This is a genomic window from Streptomyces sp. NPDC055287 (genome assembly GCF_053646035.1).
In genome coordinates this window covers 1-17,977 of record NZ_JBSHNE010000005.1, presented here as the reverse complement: position 1 = coordinate 17,977, position 17,977 = coordinate 1, and the positions used below count along the sequence as shown (strand labels likewise).

Genomic DNA, 17,977 nt, shown 5'->3' with positions numbered 1-17,977 from the left:
CCTGCCTGTCCTGCCGGCCCTGCCTGTCGCGTCCGCCCCGCCTGCATGCACGGACCTGCATGCACGGACCTGCATGTACGGAACCGGGAAGTGCGGCTCCGGCTCGGTCAATGGCAATCCGGGGCCGCCAGGAGATGATTCGTCCATGTGTGTCCGGCAAGTAATCAATGAAGGCGACATGTGACAGCAGGCCGCATGCGCGCCGGGTGGGAGGCGCATTGATCCGGGTTCTGCTCGTCGAGGACACCGGCCTCATGCGCGGACGGCGGGCGTACGGCTCACCGTCCGGCCCAGTGCCGCCGCCCCACGCGCGAACCACGCGGCGTCCACGACGGCCGCGCCGCCCGTGTCGTTGTTGAAGTACACGAACACGTCGTCCTCGTCGGGCCACGCGCCCGCGACGCGCCGGGCCCACGACGTGAGCGCCTGCCGGCCGTAGCGCGGCGGCGGCGCGGCGGCGCCGCCGTGGAAGCGTACGTACGCCCAGGACGCGGTACGCCAGAGCGGCGTCACCGGGCGGGATCCCCGGTCCGCCCAGCACAGGGCGCTGCCGTGCCGCTCCAGCACCGCCCGGAGGTCCCGCTCCGCGTCCCACCACGAGGTGTGCCGCAGCTCGACGGCGACCCTGACCGTGCGCGGGAAGCACCCCAGGCAGGCATCCAACAATCCGGTGTCCGCACGGAAGTCGGGCGGCAGCTGCAGCAGAACGGGACCCATCCGGTCACCGAGCCCGTCGGCGCGGTCCAGGAGCCGGCTCACCGGCTCCTCGGGGTCGCGCAGCCGCTTGATGTGGGTCAGGTAGCGGCTGGCCTTGACCGCCATGACGAACCCTTCCGGCGTCCGCTCCCGCCAGGAGGCGAAGATCTCCCTGGTGGGGAGCCGGTAGAAGGCGTTGTTGTTCTCGACCGTGGCGAAGTGCCGGACGTACTCCTCCAGCCAGAGCCGTTGCGGCTGCTCGGACGGGTAGAGACCGCCGCGCCAGTCCCTGTACTGCCATCCAGAGGTTCCGACGAGCATGGGCATGCTCCGATGCCTGCCCCCGAATCCTCCGGCCCGCACGACGCGGCGCCAGGATCAGCCTTCGCGGCGCCGGCACCAGCCTCCAAGCGGGTGAAAGCGCGGCAGGTCGAGGTCGGCGTGCACACAGAAAAGCGTACTGCCGGGTTATCTGTTGCTCACCCACCGGCCGTGGCCACACCGCGTCACGGCGCTGCCGAGTCAGTCAGCGGAGGAGAAACAGGATGTCGCCTTCACCCTTTGCCACGCGGTCCGTCCAAACGGTTCTGTCTCTGCTGCTGGTCCTCCTGAGCGCCCTGGGCCTCGCGGGCCAGAGCACGGCGAGCGCCGCTCCGAAGCCGGCCGCTCCGAAGCCGGCCGCCCCGCAGGTCCACGCCCCGAAGGCCTTCGGCCCGCAGTCGGCCGCGCCGCACTCGGTGCCGGTGCGGACCGACTGGGAGTCCATCGCCGCCTGCGAGAGCAACGGCCGCTGGAACATCAACACGGGCAACGGCTACTACGGCGGGCTCCAGTTCAACCCCTCGACCTGGCGGGCCTACGGCGGCCACCGCTACGCGCCACGCGCCGACCTCGCATCGCGCTCCGAACAGATCGCCATCGCCTCGCGCGTCGCCCAGGACCGCGGCTTGTCCGCCTGGCCCCACTGCGGGCGTCGCCATAGTACGAGCGGCTCCAGCAGTACCGGGTCGGGCGCGGGCAACACCTGGACCGGCTCCAGCAACACCGGGGCCAGCGTGGGAAGCAGCGGTTCCGGCGCGACCACCACTCAGCCGCAGCGTCAGCCCCAGGCCCAGCGCCAGTACAAGGCCCAGCCCCCGGCAGCCGTCCCCGCTCCGTCCCGCGGCTCGCAGGAAGCCATCAGCTCCCAGACCTATGTGGTGCAGCAGGGCGACTGTCTGTCCGTCATCGCTGACCGCGCCGATGTCCGGGGTGGCACCCAGGCTCTGTACGAAATGAACAAGCACAAGCTCGACGAGGGGCCCGACCGCATCTACCCCGGCCAGCGTCTGCGACTGCGCGCATGAGGTGCGCGGCGCGGTCGACAGGGAGCGGCCGGATGGCGGCCGAGCGTCATGGGTCACGTCGCAGGCACGACGGATACGGAACAAGCGGAACGGTCGGAACAAGCGCACCGGGCGGAAACTGCCAGGCCGGCGCCAGGGCCAGGGCCCGGATTCGGGACCGTGAGACGGCACGCGACAGCTTCAGCAGTACCGGCGTAAGCATGGGATCGGGCGGTCCCGACCGTGAGTCCACGGTCAGCACCGCTGCGGATGATCGAGATCCACAGATCGGATCGCTCGTACGAGCTCGCGTTCCGCACCAGCATTCGGGCCGGCCGGGTGATGAGGCAGGTGACAGGCCGACTGAGCAGAGCGGCGTACTCGGCGACCGAGGCCGTGAACGTGACCGTGACGATCCGATCACACGACGTGTCTGCCACCGGAGCGAGCCCGGCGTGATCCCTTCCCCCGCAGGCGAGACCGAGCGGACCGGCGGCCCTGGAACGACACGACCGGCCAACATCCTTACGTGGCAGGACAGTTCAGCGAAGCCGACGACACGTCCGAGGTCAGGGCCGCTGATAGGACTCAGCGCCCCGGCACGGCACCCGCCCCCGACCCGGATCCCGCCCCGGGCGCGTGCGCTGTCCTCGTCACCGTGCTCAGGAGGAGTCGCCCGGCGGAATCGTGAGCTCGCCGCCGCGGTAATAGCCTTCCGTCTCCTCGACGACGTACGGAGCCATGGCCTCGCGCCGCTGCTTCTCCGCTTCGGAGCCACGCCAGGAGTCACAGGCTTGCCTGGAGTCCCAGAACGACATTCCCGTGACCTCTTGGCCGTCCTCGGACCAGTACGCGAAAGCCTTGCGCATGCCCTCCGGATGAGCGCTCGGGCGCCATGCCCTCTCGAAGTCCTCCAAGGTGCCCGGCTTGACGCGGCGCGTCGTCACCCAGACGAAGTGCTCGTCCATCGCGGCCTCCTCCGGAGCGCCGGTTCGGGTGGACGGCGCCCTCTTTGACCACGGTAGGCGCGTGGCGGTGCCACCGCCTATCGGCGGTCGGCGCTCAGCAGCAGCGAGGTGTGCTGCCAGACGTCGTCCAGCAGGGCCGGGTCGTTCTTGAGCTTGGCGAACAGGACCATGCCTTCGAGCTGGGCGATCACGGCCCGCGCCGTGGCCGTGGTCGCACGGTCGGGCGGAACGCTGCCCTCCGCCGCGGCCCCCTCCAGCGTCGCGGTGACGAGGGCGATCTGCTCGTCGAAGATCTCTTCGAGCCGGGTGCGGACATCCGGCTCCTGAGTGCTGAGCTCGAGGGCGAGGTTGCCCAGCAGGCATCCGTCGACCGTTCCGGCCGTCTCTTTTCTGCGTCGCTGGGCGGATGCCATGGCGGTCAGGAGGCGCTGGAGCCGGGTGAGGGCGGGGTCGGAACCCGCCAGTTCGCTGTTCCAGCAGGCGCGCTCGCTGTGCCAGTAGGCGTTGATCACTTCCAGAGTGAGGGCCTGCTTCGACGGGAAGAAGTGGTAGAAGCTGCCTTTGCGCACGTCGGCACCGGCGCAGATCTCGGCGATCCCGAGGCTGCTGTAGCCGCGGCCGCGCATCAGCTCGCCGGTGGCGGCGAGCAGCCGTTCGCGTGCGGTGCTGGTGCGTCCCATGGCGGGAGTATACGGGCGGTCAACTACCCCCTCTTCCCGAATCGGCAGCGTACTAGTTGACCGGTCGTCTAGTGTCGTGATCAGCGGCGGACAACGGCCCGCCGACGACCTGGAGGACATTCATGTCCATACCGGAATCCGTGAGCTCCGCCGGACGGCTGGGCGATCTGCTCGGCATCGAACACCCCGTCGTGCAGGGTCCGTTCGGGGGCGGACTGTCCTCGGTCGCGCTCGCCGTGGCGGTCTCCGAGGGCGGCGGACTCGGCTCGTACGGCGCTCACATCCTGTCGCCGCAGGCGATCGTGGACGTCGTCGCGGAGCTGAAGGCCGGCACCGGACGCCCCTTCGCGGTGAACCTCTGGGTGCCGCTGGACGGCGAGGCGGACCTGCGGCCGGACGACGCCGAGCTGGCCCGGCACGCGGAACGCCTTCGCCCGTACTACGGCGAGCTCGGCCTGGAGGTGCCGTCCGCCGGGGAAGTCGACGGCGCCCGGCCGGACTTCGCCGCTCAGGCCGAGGCCCTGCTGGCGGCCGGGCCGCCTGTCGTCAGCTTCGTCATGGGTGTCCCGCCCCGGTGGGTGAGGGAGGAGGCGCGGCGCCGTGGCATCGCGGTGATCGGCACGGCGACGACCGTGGAGGAAGCGGTCGTACTGGAGCGCGCCGGTGTAGACGCGGTCGTGGCCTCCGGCAGCGATGCCGGCGGGCACCGGGGCGCGTTCCTGAGGCCCGTACGGGAGTCGCTGGTCGGTACGTTCTCCCTGGTCCCGCAGGTGGCGGACGCCGTTTCGGTGCCCGTCGTCGCCGCAGGCGGGATCGCGGACGGCCGAGGGGTCGCCGCCGCGCTCGCCCTGGGGGCCGACGCCGTGCAGGTCGGCACCGGGTTCCTGGCGACCCGCGAGTCAGGGGCAAGCGCCGTGCACAAGAAGGCGCTGAGCGGGCCAGACGCCCGTACGACGGTGCTGACCCGGCTCTTCTCCGGCCGGACAGCACGCGGAATCCCGAACCGCTTTGTGCGAGAGATGGAGGCGTACGAGGACGACGTACCCCCGTACCCGGTGCAGAACGCACTGATGCAGCCGATCCGCCGCGCGGCGGCGGCGCAGGGGCGCGCGGACTACGTCAACCTGTGGGCCGGCCAAGCGGCTTCGCTGACGCGCGGGTCGCTCGGTGCGGCGGAGTACCTGGCGTAGCTGGTCAAGGGGGCGCGGCAGTACGGGGCTTGAGTGCGACCGGCGGATCGTGCGGGCTCGCGGGACGGCGTACACCGTCCCGCCGCTCAGGCGTCGTCCTCCGTAAGGGCCCATGCGGGGCGGCTCGATGCTGCCTGCCGGGGTGGCCTCGGGCGGCTCGTGCCGCTGTCACGGTCCGTACGGCTGTCCCGGTCCGTACCGCTGTCCCGGTTCGTGTTGCGCATCGCGGCGGCCGGTGCGCCGGGTGGGGGCGGCGGGCCGAGCTGCCAGGGACGTGAGCCGGATGAACGGCGGGCCGGGGGGAGTTGCGAGACCTCCTGGTGAGACAGGCCGAGCAGCCGGCCGGCGTCGCTCTGGCTGACGTGGTGGTCCTCGATCAGGGTGCGGGCGGCATCGGCGAGTGCCTGCTGTTCGGCGGCATCGGCCGCGGCCCGGTGCGTCCTTGCCTCCCGTACGCCGCGCAGCAGTGGCGCGAATTCCGGGACCACGAGCGTCACGGCGACCGTGTCGGGCCGGATCCCACACGCTTCGGCGATGGCGTCGCGGGCCATGTCCTCGGCTTCGCCGAGGGTGCGGCACTGGGTGTGGACGGCGGCTTGGGGAATGTCGACGGCCCACCAGCGGCCGATCCTGTGCAGCCGGGCCTCGTAGGCAGCGGGGCTCACGGGGAGTCGGCCTCCTTGATGTCGCGGCGGTGAGATACGGCTGTCGGGCCGGCGGGGTGCGCCGGCGCGCGAGCGGACGCCGAAAGTGATGCCGAAGGTGAAGAGGACGGGGACGGGGGAGGGGAGGGGCGGGGCGATCAGCCGAGGCAGACACCGATGACGCAGACGTGCGCCGACTCCGGCTCGTCCGCCGGGGCGGTCGGCAACAGGCCACCGACCAGCGTGCCTACGACGCCGGGACGCTCGGCGGAAGCGGTGGCCTCGGGGGCGGGGGCCGGGGCGGGGTCCTGGGCTTCGGGTGCGGCGGGGGCCGGAGCCGGTGCGGAGGCTTCGGCGTTGCCCGGGCCCGTGCCGTCCGACGACCGGGCTGCTGATTGCGGCGCGAGGTGCGGCTTCGCGCTGCGGGGCGCGGGGGCCTGCGCAGCGGCGGCGGTTTCGGCCTGGCGGCCGTTCGCCGTGGAGGGAGGGGTGGTTGTGGCGCTGTTCTGCTGCCGACCGTTCGTACCGGCCGGGCGAGCGTTGCCGGGGTCCTGCGCGTCCCGGATGCCCGGCTGCTCGGAGGCCGAGTCGGTGGCCGCTGCCCGGGGCGTGGCCGACGCGTTCACCGGCTCCGGCGGCGGGGCCGCGTGGGTGTGGCTGGTGGTCGGCCTGGACGCCGGCAGCGCGGCCAGGGTCAGCCCGCCGCCTACCAGGGCAACGGCCGTCGCGGCCACGGCCCGGCGCCGGTGCTTCTTCCACCGGGCCAACTGCCGCCGCCGAGCCGCCCGGCCCTGGCCGGTGGGGGAGGTGCCTTCGGCGCGGGCGGCATCGGGCCCGGGAGCCGCCGCTGCGTCGGCGGACATCCCCGCGGGTATCTCCGCTGGTGTCTCCGCACTTATCTCTGGGGCCGAATCTGCGTCCGCGCCGTGGAGCAGATGGGCGGGCGGGGCAATGTCCGGAGCGTATGCGCCGCACCCGGGACACACGAGAGCGCCATTGAGATGCCGACGGCACGACGAGCAGTAGTCCATCTGCGATCTTTCTGCTGACTGCGCCCGCCAGGGACGCCGGCGACCTGTTCCAGTTCGCACGCGGGCTCGAGCGGCGTAACGCTAGCGGCACCCCCCGAAGGTGGTGCGCAGTCCTTGTGATGCTGCTGCGAAGATTTACTGGCCGCGATTCAGGACGATTGTCCGTTTGGGGCGGCTTACCGCCGTGGTGTGAGGGTGGCGGGATCGACGCGCCGTGAAGCGGCCTCCCGCGCGCGCGTGATGACTCCACGGGTGACGACTCCAGTACGAGGAAGGCCTGCGCCGCGAGGCGTGCGGCCCGGCCTGCGTACGGCTGTTGACCGGACGGGCCGTTCATCTTCCCTTTCACCGCGTACAACCCTTCGTCCATCAGGCGTGTCATACGTCACCGAAGCTTCGAACCGGCTTCCGCTTTTCAGACAGGAGCACCACCTTGCGCGTACGTACCCTGGCCGCAGTCACGGCCGCTGTCCTTGCGGTCGCCGGGCTCGGTGCCCCGGCCGCCGTCGCGGCCCCCTCCGGTCTGCCGGACGACTTCAACGGGGACGGCTACCGCGACCTCGCCATCGGTACGCCGAAGGCGAGCGGAGGCACGGTCACCGTCGTCTTCGGCTCGGCCGACGGCGTCAGCCCCGCGCGATCGGTGAGCATCACCCAGAACACGCCGGGCGTTCCCGGGACCTCGGAGTCCGTGGACAAGTTCGGCGAGAACGTCACCGGCGGTGACGTCGACGGCGACGGCTACGCCGACCTGATCATCGGCGCGCCCGGGGAACTGATCACGGGCAAGGCGAGTGGCGCGGTGACCATCGTCTGGGGCGGAGCGAAGCCGTTCACGTCCGGTGGCTCCATGCTCACCGCCCCGAGCGCCGAGGCCTTCCGGTTCGGGGAGGGCACCTCCTTCACCGACCTCGACGGCGACGGCACGGGCAACCTCGTCGTCGTCAGCAGCAACACCTTCTGGTGGTACGAGGACGGGAAGGCCAACCAGGGCGGGGCGATGGCGCCGGAGGCGAAGTTCCTCCCCGACAACGTGCGCCTCGACGGCGTCGTCGGCGGCCACTTCTCCGGCACTGACGGCAGCGACTTCGTCCTGTACGGCCAGCGCGTGGACGACGCCGCTTCCCGCACCACCAGTTACGTGGGCCTGCTGCGCGGCGGCCCCGGCGACATCGGCTCCTCCTACTCGGTTCTGGCCGAGGGCAGCGCCCCGGGCGCCACCGCCTGGGCGCCGGCTGTGTCGGAGGGCGACATCAACGGCGACGGATACGACGACCTGGTCACCGGCAACACGGCGTTCGGGCAGGGCGGTTCGTTCACCGTGCGCTACGGCAAGGCGGCCGGACTCCCCGCCACGGGCACCACCTACACCCAGGACAGCGCCGGAGTGCCCGGCACCGACGAGGCGTACGACTCCTTCGGCGCCGCCGTCGCGGTCGGCGACGCGACCGGCGACGGTTACGCGGACCTGGCGGTCGGCGCCACCTACGAGGACGTGGACGGCCGCAACAGCGTCGGCAACGTGACGTTCCTGAAGGGCAGCGCGGGCGGCCTGACCACGAGCGGTGCCCAGTCCATCCACCAGGCGAAGGCGGGCGTGCCGGGCGCCGCCGAGGGCGGCGACCACTTCGGCTCCTCGCTGCGCCTGCGGGACATCAACGGCAACGGCACGGCGGACCTGGCGATCGGCGCGTTCGGGGAGGACATCCTGCCCAACGGGTACGACGACGGGGCGGCCTGGGTGCTGCGCGGCGCGGCCTCGGGCGTGACGACGACGAACGCCACCTCCTTCAACGCGACGGACTTCGGCTACCCGCAGGTCGAGGGCCGCAAGTTCGCGGATGTCTTCGCCCGCTGACGCCCGCCCCCCGCACCCGCGCTCAAGCCAACAGCCACCCCGCAAACCAAGAGGAACGCAGACAGCGATGCGCAACAAGATCCTCGCCGCGACGGCGATCTGCGCGGCGACCCTGCTGGGCGTGACCGCGCCCGGTACCGCAGCGGCGGCCGGGACCGCCGCGGCCACCGCGCGGCAGGGAGACTTCAACGGCGACGGCTACCCGGACCTGGCGGTGGGCGTGCCCTCCGCGCAGGTCGGTGACCAGACCAAGGCCGGCTATGTGCACGTCCTGTGGGGCGGCGCCGACGGCCCGGGCAAGCACGGCTCCGTACGGATCAGCCAGGCCACGACCGGGGTGCCCGGCACCCCCGAGACCGGCGACTTCTTCGGCTCCGCGGTCACCGCCGCTGACGTCGACGGCGACCGCTACGCGGACCTGGTCGTGGGCGCCTCCAGCGAGTCCCTCACCTCCGACAAGTACGCCGAGCACGGCACGGTGACCGTGCTGCGCGGCTCCGCCTCCGGACTCAAGAGCGGGGGTTATACGGTCGCGAAGGGCCAGAGCGAGTTCTCCCGGCTCGGCGCGGTACTCGCCGCAGGGGACGTCACCGGCGACGGCCGCACGGACCTCGCCCTCGGCCGTAGCGGCGAGGAGCACGGCGGCGCGGTACTGCGTCCGGGCCCGCTCACCGCCGCCTCCCCGGACACCGTGACCGGGGAGTTCGCCGGGGCGGACTTCGGCCGCGTGAACGCCCTCACCACGGGCGATTTCGACGGTGACGGCGACGGCGACCTGGCGCTCTCCGTCACGGCGACGGACACCAGGTTCACCCGGGTCTACCACTGGCAGGACGGCGCCCCCGTGGAGCTCTGGAGCACCACGGCCTCCGCCGCTTCCCTCGCTGCCGCCGACTTCGACGCGGACGGCACGGACGACCTGGCACTCGGCGCCTGCTACCCCAACTACGAGGCCGACACCCCCGCCTGCGCGGACTACTCGACGGGCAGAGCCGAGGCGTTCAAGGGAGGGTTGGTGCATGTCGCGTACGGCTCGAAGGCCGACGGCTTCGGCTCCCGCATCCACGACATCCACCAGGACACCCAGGGCGTCGCCGGCACCGCCGAGTCCGAGGACCGCCTCGGCACCGACCTCGCCGCGGCCGACATCGATGGCGACGGCCGCGCGGACCTCGCCATCGGCGACCCGTACGAGGCGATCGGCTCGCAGCAGAACGCGGGCACGGTGGCCCTCGTGCGCGGCACCGCCACCGGCCTGCTGACCTCCGCCGGCACGGCCATGGGTCTGGGCTTCAGCCAGAGCACGACCGGCGTCCCGGGCAGCGCGGAGTGGGGCGACCGCTTCGGCGCCTCGGTCCGCCTCCAGGACTACGACGCCGACGGCTACGCGGACCTCACGGCGGGCACCCCCGGCGAGGACTCCGCCAAGGGCGGCGCCTGGCTCCTCCCGGGCACCACCCAGGGCCCGACCGCGACGGGCTCCAGGGCCCTGACACCGAAGACCCTGGGCCTGCCGTCGTCGACGAGTGCGCTGCAGTACGGGCTGGTGCTCGGCCACGGCTAGTGATCTGGTTCGGAGATGCGTGAGCAGTAGCGGCAGATGCGGTCGAGGATCTGGTCGCTGCCGGGCAGCACACACGGCACACGGGGCCCGCACGGCGGCACACGCGTCACGCGCCGCCGTACGGGCCCCAGGACGAGGCAGCCACCAACAAACCCCGAGCCACGTCGGTGCGCACAGGCCGAAAGGCGCCCCCTCATGCCGCGTACTCGGGTAGAGCTGCGTACTCGGGTAGAACTGAGTACGTGCGCTCTGGTCGGCCACGGGCTGAGCCGAAAAGCTTGGGGCCATGGAACAACGACTCCCGAAACCCGCTCTGCACCTGTTGGCGACCCTCGTGCTGACCGGGGTGACACTGGCGCTGTGGGCTGCCTGGCTGGGATGGGACCAGCACCGTGACGTGCAGCCTGACGGTTCGACGACCGGCCCGTACGAGGCGTGGCAGGTCATCGGGCTCGTGCTGACTCTGCTGGCGCCGGTGTACTGGGCGGCATCCCGGCGCTCCATCGCAGGCGCTGTGCTCGGCACCACGGCCGGCCTGACCCTTGCCGCCTACTACGACTGGTCGGACGACTCCAGCGGCCTGTTCGTGGTCGGCGTGGGGATGGTCATGGCGGGAAGCCTCGTCGTGACCACCGCTGTCTCCGCCGTGATCGTCTCAGTGAAACGGCAAGGCCCCCCGGCAGTCGCCGCTGAGTAGCGGTGCGGCGCTCAGCGGTTGCCCGTGGCAGGCCCTGACCATCCGCCGTGCGGACAACGGGACATGGGAACTTCCGGGCGGAGTACCGGGAGCCTCGGCCTGGTCCGGCGCGACGCGTGAGGGCGCGATGACGGGGGACTTGGGGCTGCGGTACTGCGCTGTTGTACGCCGCCAGAGGTTGGCGGTCCGGACTCGGATGGCCGCGCAGCACTCTGGCTGTCATCCGCTCATGGACACGTCCGGCCAGGTGCTCGATCTCCATCGTTTCACTGTCAAGGCGAAGCGGTGGCCCGTCGGTGCGGCGATCGGAATATGGCTGCTGCTCCTGTTCGTGGTGATCCCCGAGGCCCGGAAGCTCCTTGACGGCGCCGAGATGCTCGGTGCGGCAGCCACCAGCGGCACGCCTTCCGCGTCGGCCGGAGATGCGGCGTACACGAAGCTCTATACGACGGCCCATCTCGGTTCGATCTCACCGGCGAGCGTCGCCGTGGGGCGACCAGTGCACCGGGGCGGCGATCGGCGAGGAACTGGAAAGCGCCGGTATCAGTCTGTGGGGCGCGACGCCATGGAGCGCGGGTGGTACGTGGGATTTGCGGCGTTGGTCGTGGGCGCTGCGGTGCTGTCGTTCTCCATCTCCCGACAGCCCCGGCACCAGATGTGGTGGGTCCTGGGCCTGATGCCGTTCGCCGTAGGCGTTCCGTGGTTGCTTCTCGCAGGCCCGTACCTCTGAGCGGCCGCAAGGCCACGCGGGCGGGCGCGCTCTGGTCAGGCGCACCGCTCCGGGATCGGCAGCCGATGGCCGGTGACGTGTCTCCATGAGTCGGCGCCCGCAGCTCGGGATGCCGACAGAGCGCCGTCGTGCCACGCTGAGAGAGATCACGCCGCTGCGAGAGCTCGGCCGACCGGATGGCTCTGCCGCCCAAGGAGTCCGACATGGCCAGTGACGCCGTCCCATCCAGAACGGCCAATGCCGACCCGCGCCCGTGGCATGCGCCCACATCGGGTACCACCGTCTTCGCAGCAGCACTGATGATGGTCGGTGGCGCGATGGCGATCCTTGAAGGAATCGCGGCCATCGCCAAGGACGATCTGTTCATTGCGACGCGCCACTACGTGTTCGAGTTCAGTCTGGCGGGCTGGGGCTGGGTGCACCTCATCCTGGGCATTGTCATTGTCGTTGCGGGGTGCGCCGTGCTCAGCGGAGCGCTGTGGGCGCGCTACTTCGGTGTATCCGCGGCAGGGCTCGGCGTGATCGCCAACTTCCTGTGGGTGCCGTATTACCCCCTGTGGGCCCTCACGTTGGTCGCCGTCAACATCTTCATCGTCTGGGCTCTGTGCACGGGTATGCACAGAGAGGCCGACGACGGTGGCACTTGAACCTGTTCAGACAACAAAGAAGCCCCCGGCCGATGGCCTGGGGCTTTTGCGTGGAGCGGGTGACGAGAATCGAACTCGCGCTCTGAGCTTGGGAATCAACCAGCATATGAGTGGCTGACGCAGCGCTGACCAGGTGAAACGCCCGAGATGGCATCGTCTCGGGACGGCGCGCAGATGCCCGTGGTGACCGTTGTTTACCGCTTCGAATGGCACGTAGTGGCACGGCGACGGCTTCCGCTCGGTCGGACCAGCTCGGCGAGTAGTTGCAGGGGTGCAGGATCGCTCGCGATGGTGAGGGCCGATCATGGTTCGCGGGAGCACGGAGGTTGGCCAGCCAAGGCGAGGGGCAGGCTGCGGTCGGATCCTGGCACCACGCAGTGCTTCGGGACGGCCGCGGAGCGAGGCTTGGTGCCGTGGGCCGCGGCGAGAACGGTGGCGGCCAGGGGGAGCCAGAGGCTGGTCACGCCGGTGAGTCCTTGTGGAGGCTGGGCTTCGCGTCGAGCTCACCGCGCAGGGCGTCGACTTCCTTACGGCGGCGCCGGAGCTCCTGCTCCTGCTCGGCAGTGGGGGCCGTGTGCGGCGGCTGGGCGGTGGTCGCGGGGCGCTTGGAGCGCAGCACCGGGCCGACGCAACGCGCTCTTGCGGCACTGGCTCGATTCGGCCGCAGCGATCGACGGACCTGATGGCATCGAGGGCGAAATCGGCGACTCGATTTGTGACGAGGCAGGTCCGGCACCGGCGCAAGGTGTGCTCCCGATGGAGCGCCGTTGCTTTTCGATGCTACCGGGGGGCGCCCGGGGGCTGCACCGCGCACGGCAGTCGTCGCCGCAGGTCCTGAAGAGACGTCAAGTCTTCAGCCAGGCAAGGTGGTCGGGCCGGCCTGAGGCGCTATCCGCAACCTTTGGTCAGGACTACGCTGTTGAGTGAGGCCCCGGTCCCCGGCAGCGATGTCTTGTTGCGCTCCGGGAAGGGTCGCCGTGTTCGTCTTGCTTCTCATCCTCATCGTGGTCCTGCTCGGACTCGGATTCCTCAGCCCCGTCTGGTGGGTGGCCGCAGCCGTTCTCATCTTCGGTCTCGTGCACTACGGCCGCGGTGGCGCCAGGAGCGGGGCCCGTGGCGGTGGTTCCGGTTACCGGGATTATCGGGATTACAGGGACCGTCAGGACCGCTGGGATCGCCGGTACAGGCGGCAGCGCCGGGGCGGCCGGAATGGCCGGGACAGCGAATATCACAGGTGACCGATGGGGCGGACTGGCATCCAGGCGTGCCAACGGCTTTCGCCCAGGCCGGACGCGCTGACTGTGCTGCGAGGTACACACCATGCGTCAGACGATCACGCTTCATGAAGCACAGCGGGCTGTGACGACTGTGGGCGTGGTGGCAGACGCCGCTCTGGTCGCGGAAATTCTTGCACTGCGTGCCGAGAACAAGCAGTTGGGGCAGGCGCTGGTCAGCCACGCGGTGATCGACCAGGCGCGCGGGATGGTGATGGCCCTGGTGTCCTGTTCCAGTGAGGGGGCCTGGAATCTCCTGGTGGACGTATCGCAGCACTGCAACGTCAAACTCAGGGACGTAGCTGCGGCCCTGGTCGCCACCACGGAGGGCAAGAAGCTCCCGAAGGAGATGCAACACGAGTGGCGTCGTGCGTTGCGGCGCCTTCGTGCGGCGTAGTGACGGTGACTGCTCGCGCGTCCACGGGTGGCACCGGTCAGCGTGTGAGCCGGTAGGGCCGTACGCCGGAGAGGGGCCGTAAGGTCGCTGGAAGGCGGTGACCGAGGAACGGCTGCCGGGGGGTGGGCGCGAGGGCTATGCTGCGATGGACGTCCCAGACCCCGGCGTGGCCCAATGCTGTTGTCGTGCTGGTGCCTGTGGGGAGTGGACAGGACGTCTGGATCACCACAGGTCCACCTTCGAGGCGAAGTCGGTCGGGTTCACGGCCCTGCAACAGGGTGACCGTCCGTCGCTCTTGCCTGACCTGTAAAGGCGTCCGACCACGCGGAATACGTGCCAGGCGTAGCCGAAATTCCAGGCCCGCCCAGCGCTGCACCAGGTGGTCATAAGAACTGAGGCACTATGCCTGTTCTCTCAAGCTTGAACATCCACCGGCGCGACCGGGGAAGCCACGCGACCATCACCCTGGCGGGTGAACTCGACCTGGAGACAGCACACTCCGTGCGCGTGGTGATCGAAGACTGCCTGGGGGACGGAATCCGTACGGTCGACATCGACCTGACGCTCCTCGCCTTCTGCGATGTCAGCGGCCTCAATGCCTTCCTGGTCGCATCTCGGCTCACCACCACGGCCGGGGGGTCGCTGTGTCTGCGCCACCCGAGTCCGCTGCTGACCCGCCTCCTGGATCTGACCGCCACCGGTTTCCTTCTTTACGACCGGCCCCAGGTCCCCGCGCCGCGCGTCCCTGCCACGGACGACGTGGCGGCCGCGTGTCCCACGTTGTTGGCCTCGTGACCGGGCCCGAGAGCATGGCCATGGGCCCGCCCGGCGGCACGGGGCGAGGTGGTGGTGGGTGATCAGTGACCGCATGGTCGGGGTTCTGCGTCTGCTGCAGTCCGACGACGGCTCCGGCCAGGTCGCCGATGTCACCGCGGCCGGCGCCGCCGCGTTGGGCGTGGACGGCCTCGCGGTCTCCCTGGTCACCGAGGGCGACCTCACCGAGCTCCTGTGGTGCTCGGACGCCGCGACGCGCCGCTTCGAGGACCTTCAGCTCACCCTCGGGGAGGGCCCTGGGCCTGACGCGGCCCGTACCGGCGCGATGGTGTGGGTGCCCGACCTGGCCGGCGTTCGCTTTGCGCGCTGGCCCGCGCTGGCCATGGAGGCCCCCGGCCTGCCGGCCCGGGCGGTCTTCTGCTTCCCGATGGGGATCGGAGCGATCCGCACCGGTGTCCTGACCGCCGTACGCCGCACCCCGGGCCCGCTGACCGCAGAGCAGGCAGACGACGCGCTGATCTTGGCCGACGCGCTCACCGCCCGGTGCCTGGGCAGTGGCGAGCCTCGCGTGGACGGGCCGTCCCCCGCCGGCTCCCCGGGCACCCTGCAGCACGCCGTGATCCACCAGGCGACGGGCATGGTCAGCGTCCAACTCTCCCTGCCCCTGCCCCAAGCCCTGCTCCGGCTGCGCGCGCATGCTTACAGCAGTGGGCGTTCCATCACCGACATCTCCCAGGACGTGGTGGACCGGCGGCTCCGCCTGGACCACAACGGCAACGGCACGCCCCCGACCGTCGTAGACAAGGACTGATCGACATGCCCCGCGAACAACGGCTCACCGAGGTCTTCGTGGAAGTCGCCGACTCCCTGACCGACGACTTCGACCTCATCGACTTTCTCCAGCAGCTCTCGGTGCGCTGCATGGAACTGCTGGACGTGGCGGCGGTCGGCATCCTGCTGGCCGACCAACACGACACCCTGCAGACCATCGCCGCCTCCGACGAACACACCCGGCTGCTGGAGCTCTTCGCCCTGCAGCACGACCAAGGCCCCTGCGTGGAGTGCTACAAGAGCGGCCAGGCCCGCACCAACATCAACCTCACCGATCCGAAAGCCACGGAGAGCTGGCCGCAGTTCGCCACCCGCGCCCACGAGACCGGGTTCGTGGCCACCAACGCCCTTCCGCTGCGGCTACGCGGCCGTGTGATCGGCGCGCTCTCCCTGTTCCAGACCGACCCCGACCCCCTCGGTGATCAGGACATCACCCTCGCCCAGGCCCTGGCCGACATCGCGACCATCGCCATCCTGCAGCAGCGCACCCTGGACCACAGCCACATCGAGCGTGCCCAACTCCAGTACGCCCTCACCAGCCGCATCGTCCTGGAACAGGTCAAGGGCATCCTCGCGGAACGCTGGCAGATCTCGCTGGACGATGCGTTCACCGCCTTCCGCTCGTACGCCCGCGCCCACCAACGTCAGCTCGCACAGCTCGCTCGCGAGATCGCCGACGGCGACTTCGACACCACCCTGATCCCCCACCCGGCCACCGCATCCCCGCGGCGCTGAGCGGCGCGTCATGTGCGCGCTTCGTTGGAACGGCATGACGGATGAGAGCACTCGTACGACGAGCTTGTGATTAACCATCCGCGGAACGGCCTGCTGAATTCCGACGACGAGTGGCAGCAGGAGGTCGCCGAGGGCATCGACACGAGGGTACGGGCCGCCCGCCAGAAGGCGACCGAGCAACGGCTCGCGCGGGCAGCCTGACCACCGCGGGCGGGGGCGACACGGCGTCGTCCCCGCTGTCGGGACGGTCATACCGGCCGCTTCACGGCCACGGAGGGGCGCTAGCGGGAACCGGGCGCATCAGGGTTCTCTTCCCTGCCGAGGGCGGACCGCAGTTTCTGGTGTGCTTCTCCAGGACCGCCGCCCTCCTGAACTTCCAGCAGGACGGCTGCGATGGCATCCAGCTTGCGCTGGACGGCGCGTTCGGCCCGCAGCTCGGAGTTCTTCAGCAGCGCCACCATGAGCAGGGTCACCGCCGACATTGCCTCGCCCACGAACAGAAGCCACGTGATCGGCAGGCCGATCACGTGCAACGTGACAGCCACGGCAACCAGGATCAGGCAGATCCCGAAGAACGTCGCTGAACTGGTGAACCGTGAGGCATTCTCGGCCAGCCTCTCAAAGGGCTGACTCCGCGAGCCCCCGCGGTCGGACGGATGCTTGAGAATCATGCCCATTCTCTACAGCGGGCGGTGGTATGCCTGAGGGCTGCCACGCCCGGCCAGGATGCGGAGTTTCCTCTCCGCGGGTTCGGCGAGATTCCGTCCTGGTATGCGGCGAAGGGTTCCTAGTCGACGCGATGGGTGCGGTGACGGGCTTCCCGGAGGCGAACGTTCGACGGGAGGCGGTCCAAGCCTGCCGAGTCCCGTGCGCGTGCGAGTGCTTCCCGGCTGAGCCGCCCCAGGGTCTGCTCTGGTTCCCCGTGAGGCTCCAGCCACAGCCGCACTCGTGCGACCGGAGCAGTACGCCGGCCCGTCAGCCGCAGGTGAGCCCGCGAGACTCCGTCCAGGGCTTGCAATTCTTCCTCGATCACGCCCTCCAGCGCACGGCCGTTGACTTGGGCCGTCGCGCCGTCTTCGCTGTCGACAACAACCTGGCCCAGCCGGTCTTTGCGCAGTTGCGCGAGAAGCCACCACAGCAGCAGCACCAGCAGCACGGCGAGCGCCGCGATGACGGCCGGCCACCACCAGCCCTCTTCCCTCCACCGGGTGCGTCCCTCGATGCCTAGAACTACATCGTCCGGACCACGAAAGGGCCACCAGCCCGGCACGTCGAAACCCCAGTGGCGCTGCAGATCCAGGCCGCCCAGCAGCACGCCGCCACCCAGGGCGAACAGTCCAAGGCCAAGCAACCCCAGCAGGACCCGGTTCACTGTCTTGAGCATCAGGTCAACCTCAGCCTTTCTTCGAGCGCCGGACACGCACGGTCAGCGTGGGTTGCCGGGAGAGACCCAGGGTTGTCGCGGCTTCACCCAGCGTGGCATCGAGGTCCGCGCGGACCTCGTCGAGATCACGGAAATGTGACTTGGCATGGGCTTTGACCTTCCGGCGCCCGACATCGACCCGAGCCGACTCGACACCGGACACCCGCATGGCCCGGTCACGCAGGAGCAGGGCGGCCACGCGGCGGTCGAGCCCGGCGCGGACCTCCCATGTTCCTCGGGTACCGGTGGGCTGCCGCATGGGTAGCAGCCTGCGCAGTCCCGGCGTCACCGCCAGCAGGAAAAGCCACAGGCCGAGAACCATCGCCACTGCGGCCCCGACGATCAACCAGATGTCCTCCAGCGGTCGTGTCGCCAGCTCCTCGGCGAGCCGCCGTCGCCAGCGCATCTCAGGCCCACTTGCCCGCACCGAGACCACGTCGTACAGGAGCAGCCCGGTGGCTGCGACGGACAGCAGGGCCACAATGGTCGCGGGGATCCGCCGCGCAGACCAGA

The 17,977-nt window shown here is 70.4% G+C and carries 21 protein-coding genes; 12 read left to right on the top strand and 9 right to left on the bottom strand.

Annotation, left to right across the window (positions count from 1 at the left end; translation table 11 throughout):
• Nucleotides 1-252: 252 nt before the first annotated feature.
• On the bottom strand, nucleotides 253-1,023 hold the full coding sequence (locus ACWIHY_RS10015) for a DUF72 domain-containing protein (RefSeq protein WP_454375153.1): 771 nt from the start codon (nucleotides 1,021-1,023) through the stop codon (nucleotides 253-255).
• A gap of 218 nt (nucleotides 1,024-1,241) precedes the next feature.
• Here ACWIHY_RS10015 and ACWIHY_RS10010 point away from each other — a divergent pair, with 218 nt between their 5' ends.
• Nucleotides 1,242-2,042 (top strand): transglycosylase family protein, encoded by an 801-nt coding sequence (locus tag ACWIHY_RS10010; RefSeq protein WP_454375152.1) that lies wholly within the window; start codon nucleotides 1,242-1,244, stop codon nucleotides 2,040-2,042.
• A 641-nt stretch (nucleotides 2,043-2,683) separates the two neighbouring features.
• Here the strand turns inward: ACWIHY_RS10010 and ACWIHY_RS10005 are convergent.
• Nucleotides 2,684-2,989, bottom strand: coding sequence for an antibiotic biosynthesis monooxygenase (locus ACWIHY_RS10005; protein WP_454375151.1), 306 nt, complete (start codon nucleotides 2,987-2,989; stop codon nucleotides 2,684-2,686).
• 77 nt (nucleotides 2,990-3,066) lie between these two features.
• Entirely contained in the window at nucleotides 3,067-3,669 is a 603-nt protein-coding gene (locus tag ACWIHY_RS10000) for a TetR/AcrR family transcriptional regulator (protein ID WP_454375150.1), read from the bottom strand.
• Nucleotides 3,670-3,791: 122 nt separating this feature from the next.
• Between ACWIHY_RS10000 and ACWIHY_RS09995 the strand changes: the two genes are divergently transcribed.
• Nucleotides 3,792-4,859 (top strand): NAD(P)H-dependent flavin oxidoreductase, encoded by a 1,068-nt coding sequence (locus ACWIHY_RS09995; protein ID WP_454375149.1) that lies wholly within the window; start codon nucleotides 3,792-3,794, stop codon nucleotides 4,857-4,859.
• Nucleotides 4,860-4,945: 86 nt separating this feature from the next.
• Here ACWIHY_RS09995 and ACWIHY_RS09990 read toward each other — a convergent pair whose 3' ends face one another.
• Together ACWIHY_RS09990 and ACWIHY_RS09985 are read right to left on the bottom strand one after the other, a co-directional pair.
• Nucleotides 4,946-5,524 (bottom strand): hypothetical protein, encoded by a 579-nt coding sequence (locus ACWIHY_RS09990; RefSeq protein WP_454375148.1) that lies wholly within the window; start codon nucleotides 5,522-5,524, stop codon nucleotides 4,946-4,948.
• A 137-nt stretch (nucleotides 5,525-5,661) separates the two neighbouring features.
• Nucleotides 5,662-6,534, bottom strand: a complete 873-nt coding sequence (locus ACWIHY_RS09985; RefSeq protein WP_454375147.1) for an SCO2400 family protein — start codon at nucleotides 6,532-6,534, stop codon at nucleotides 5,662-5,664.
• 433 nt (nucleotides 6,535-6,967) lie between these two features.
• Between ACWIHY_RS09985 and ACWIHY_RS09980 the strand changes: the two genes are divergently transcribed.
• From ACWIHY_RS09980 to ACWIHY_RS09960, 5 genes are all read left to right on the top strand, one after another.
• Nucleotides 6,968-8,392 (top strand): FG-GAP repeat protein, encoded by a 1,425-nt coding sequence (locus tag ACWIHY_RS09980; RefSeq protein WP_454375146.1) that lies wholly within the window; start codon nucleotides 6,968-6,970, stop codon nucleotides 8,390-8,392.
• Nucleotides 8,393-8,459: 67 nt separating this feature from the next.
• The gene (locus ACWIHY_RS09975; RefSeq protein ID WP_454375145.1) at nucleotides 8,460-9,956 is read left to right on the top strand and encodes an FG-GAP and VCBS repeat-containing protein; all 1,497 of its coding nucleotides are present in this window, start codon (nucleotides 8,460-8,462) and stop codon (nucleotides 9,954-9,956) included.
• A gap of 286 nt (nucleotides 9,957-10,242) precedes the next feature.
• Entirely contained in the window at nucleotides 10,243-10,653 is a 411-nt protein-coding gene (locus tag ACWIHY_RS09970; RefSeq protein ID WP_454375144.1) for a hypothetical protein, read from the top strand.
• Between the two features lie 229 nt (nucleotides 10,654-10,882).
• Nucleotides 10,883-11,383: a hypothetical protein gene (locus tag ACWIHY_RS09965; RefSeq protein WP_454375143.1), complete on the top strand. Its 501-nt coding sequence runs from the start codon at nucleotides 10,883-10,885 to the stop codon at nucleotides 11,381-11,383.
• A gap of 203 nt (nucleotides 11,384-11,586) precedes the next feature.
• Nucleotides 11,587-12,030, top strand: a complete 444-nt coding sequence (locus tag ACWIHY_RS09960; protein WP_454375142.1) for a DUF7144 family membrane protein — start codon at nucleotides 11,587-11,589, stop codon at nucleotides 12,028-12,030.
• A 460-nt stretch (nucleotides 12,031-12,490) separates the two neighbouring features.
• Here the strand turns inward: ACWIHY_RS09960 and ACWIHY_RS09955 are convergent, their stop codons facing one another.
• A complete protein-coding gene (locus ACWIHY_RS09955) occupies nucleotides 12,491-12,649 on the bottom strand; it encodes a hypothetical protein (RefSeq protein ID WP_454375141.1) in 159 nt (52 codons plus the stop codon).
• A 701-nt stretch (nucleotides 12,650-13,350) separates the two neighbouring features.
• Between ACWIHY_RS09955 and ACWIHY_RS09950 the strand changes: the two genes are divergently transcribed.
• The 5 genes from ACWIHY_RS09950 to ACWIHY_RS09930 all read left to right on the top strand — a co-directional run bounded on the left by ACWIHY_RS09950 (nucleotide 13,351) and on the right by ACWIHY_RS09930 (nucleotide 16,242).
• Nucleotides 13,351-13,701 carry an ANTAR domain-containing protein gene (locus tag ACWIHY_RS09950; RefSeq protein WP_454375140.1) on the top strand — a complete coding sequence of 117 codons (351 nt, stop codon included), beginning with the start codon at nucleotides 13,351-13,353 and terminating at the stop codon, nucleotides 13,699-13,701.
• Nucleotides 13,702-14,121: 420 nt separating this feature from the next.
• Nucleotides 14,122-14,496, top strand: a complete 375-nt coding sequence (locus tag ACWIHY_RS09945) for an STAS domain-containing protein (protein ID WP_454375139.1) — start codon at nucleotides 14,122-14,124, stop codon at nucleotides 14,494-14,496.
• 58 nt (nucleotides 14,497-14,554) lie between these two features.
• Nucleotides 14,555-15,286 (top strand): ANTAR domain-containing protein, encoded by a 732-nt coding sequence (locus tag ACWIHY_RS09940; protein WP_454375138.1) that lies wholly within the window; start codon nucleotides 14,555-14,557, stop codon nucleotides 15,284-15,286.
• A 5-nt stretch (nucleotides 15,287-15,291) separates the two neighbouring features.
• Nucleotides 15,292-16,041 carry a GAF domain-containing protein gene (locus ACWIHY_RS09935; RefSeq protein WP_454375137.1) on the top strand — a complete coding sequence of 250 codons (750 nt, stop codon included), beginning with the start codon at nucleotides 15,292-15,294 and terminating at the stop codon, nucleotides 16,039-16,041.
• A 66-nt stretch (nucleotides 16,042-16,107) separates the two neighbouring features.
• Nucleotides 16,108-16,242 carry a hypothetical protein gene (locus ACWIHY_RS09930; RefSeq protein ID WP_454375136.1) on the top strand — a complete coding sequence of 45 codons (135 nt, stop codon included), beginning with the start codon at nucleotides 16,108-16,110 and terminating at the stop codon, nucleotides 16,240-16,242.
• An 80-nt stretch (nucleotides 16,243-16,322) separates the two neighbouring features.
• Here the strand turns inward: ACWIHY_RS09930 and ACWIHY_RS09925 are convergent, their stop codons facing one another.
• From ACWIHY_RS09925 to ACWIHY_RS09915, 3 genes are all read right to left on the bottom strand, one after another.
• A complete protein-coding gene (locus tag ACWIHY_RS09925) occupies nucleotides 16,323-16,712 on the bottom strand; it encodes a low affinity iron permease family protein (protein ID WP_454375135.1) in 390 nt (129 codons plus the stop codon).
• Nucleotides 16,713-16,828: 116 nt separating this feature from the next.
• Nucleotides 16,829-17,425 (bottom strand): alkaline shock response membrane anchor protein AmaP, encoded by a 597-nt coding sequence (amaP, locus tag ACWIHY_RS09920; RefSeq protein WP_454375134.1) that lies wholly within the window; start codon nucleotides 17,423-17,425, stop codon nucleotides 16,829-16,831.
• 10 nt (nucleotides 17,426-17,435) lie between these two features.
• Nucleotides 17,436-17,977 (bottom strand): DUF6286 domain-containing protein (locus tag ACWIHY_RS09915; protein ID WP_454375133.1); only part of this gene is annotated, 542 nt, incomplete at its 5' end.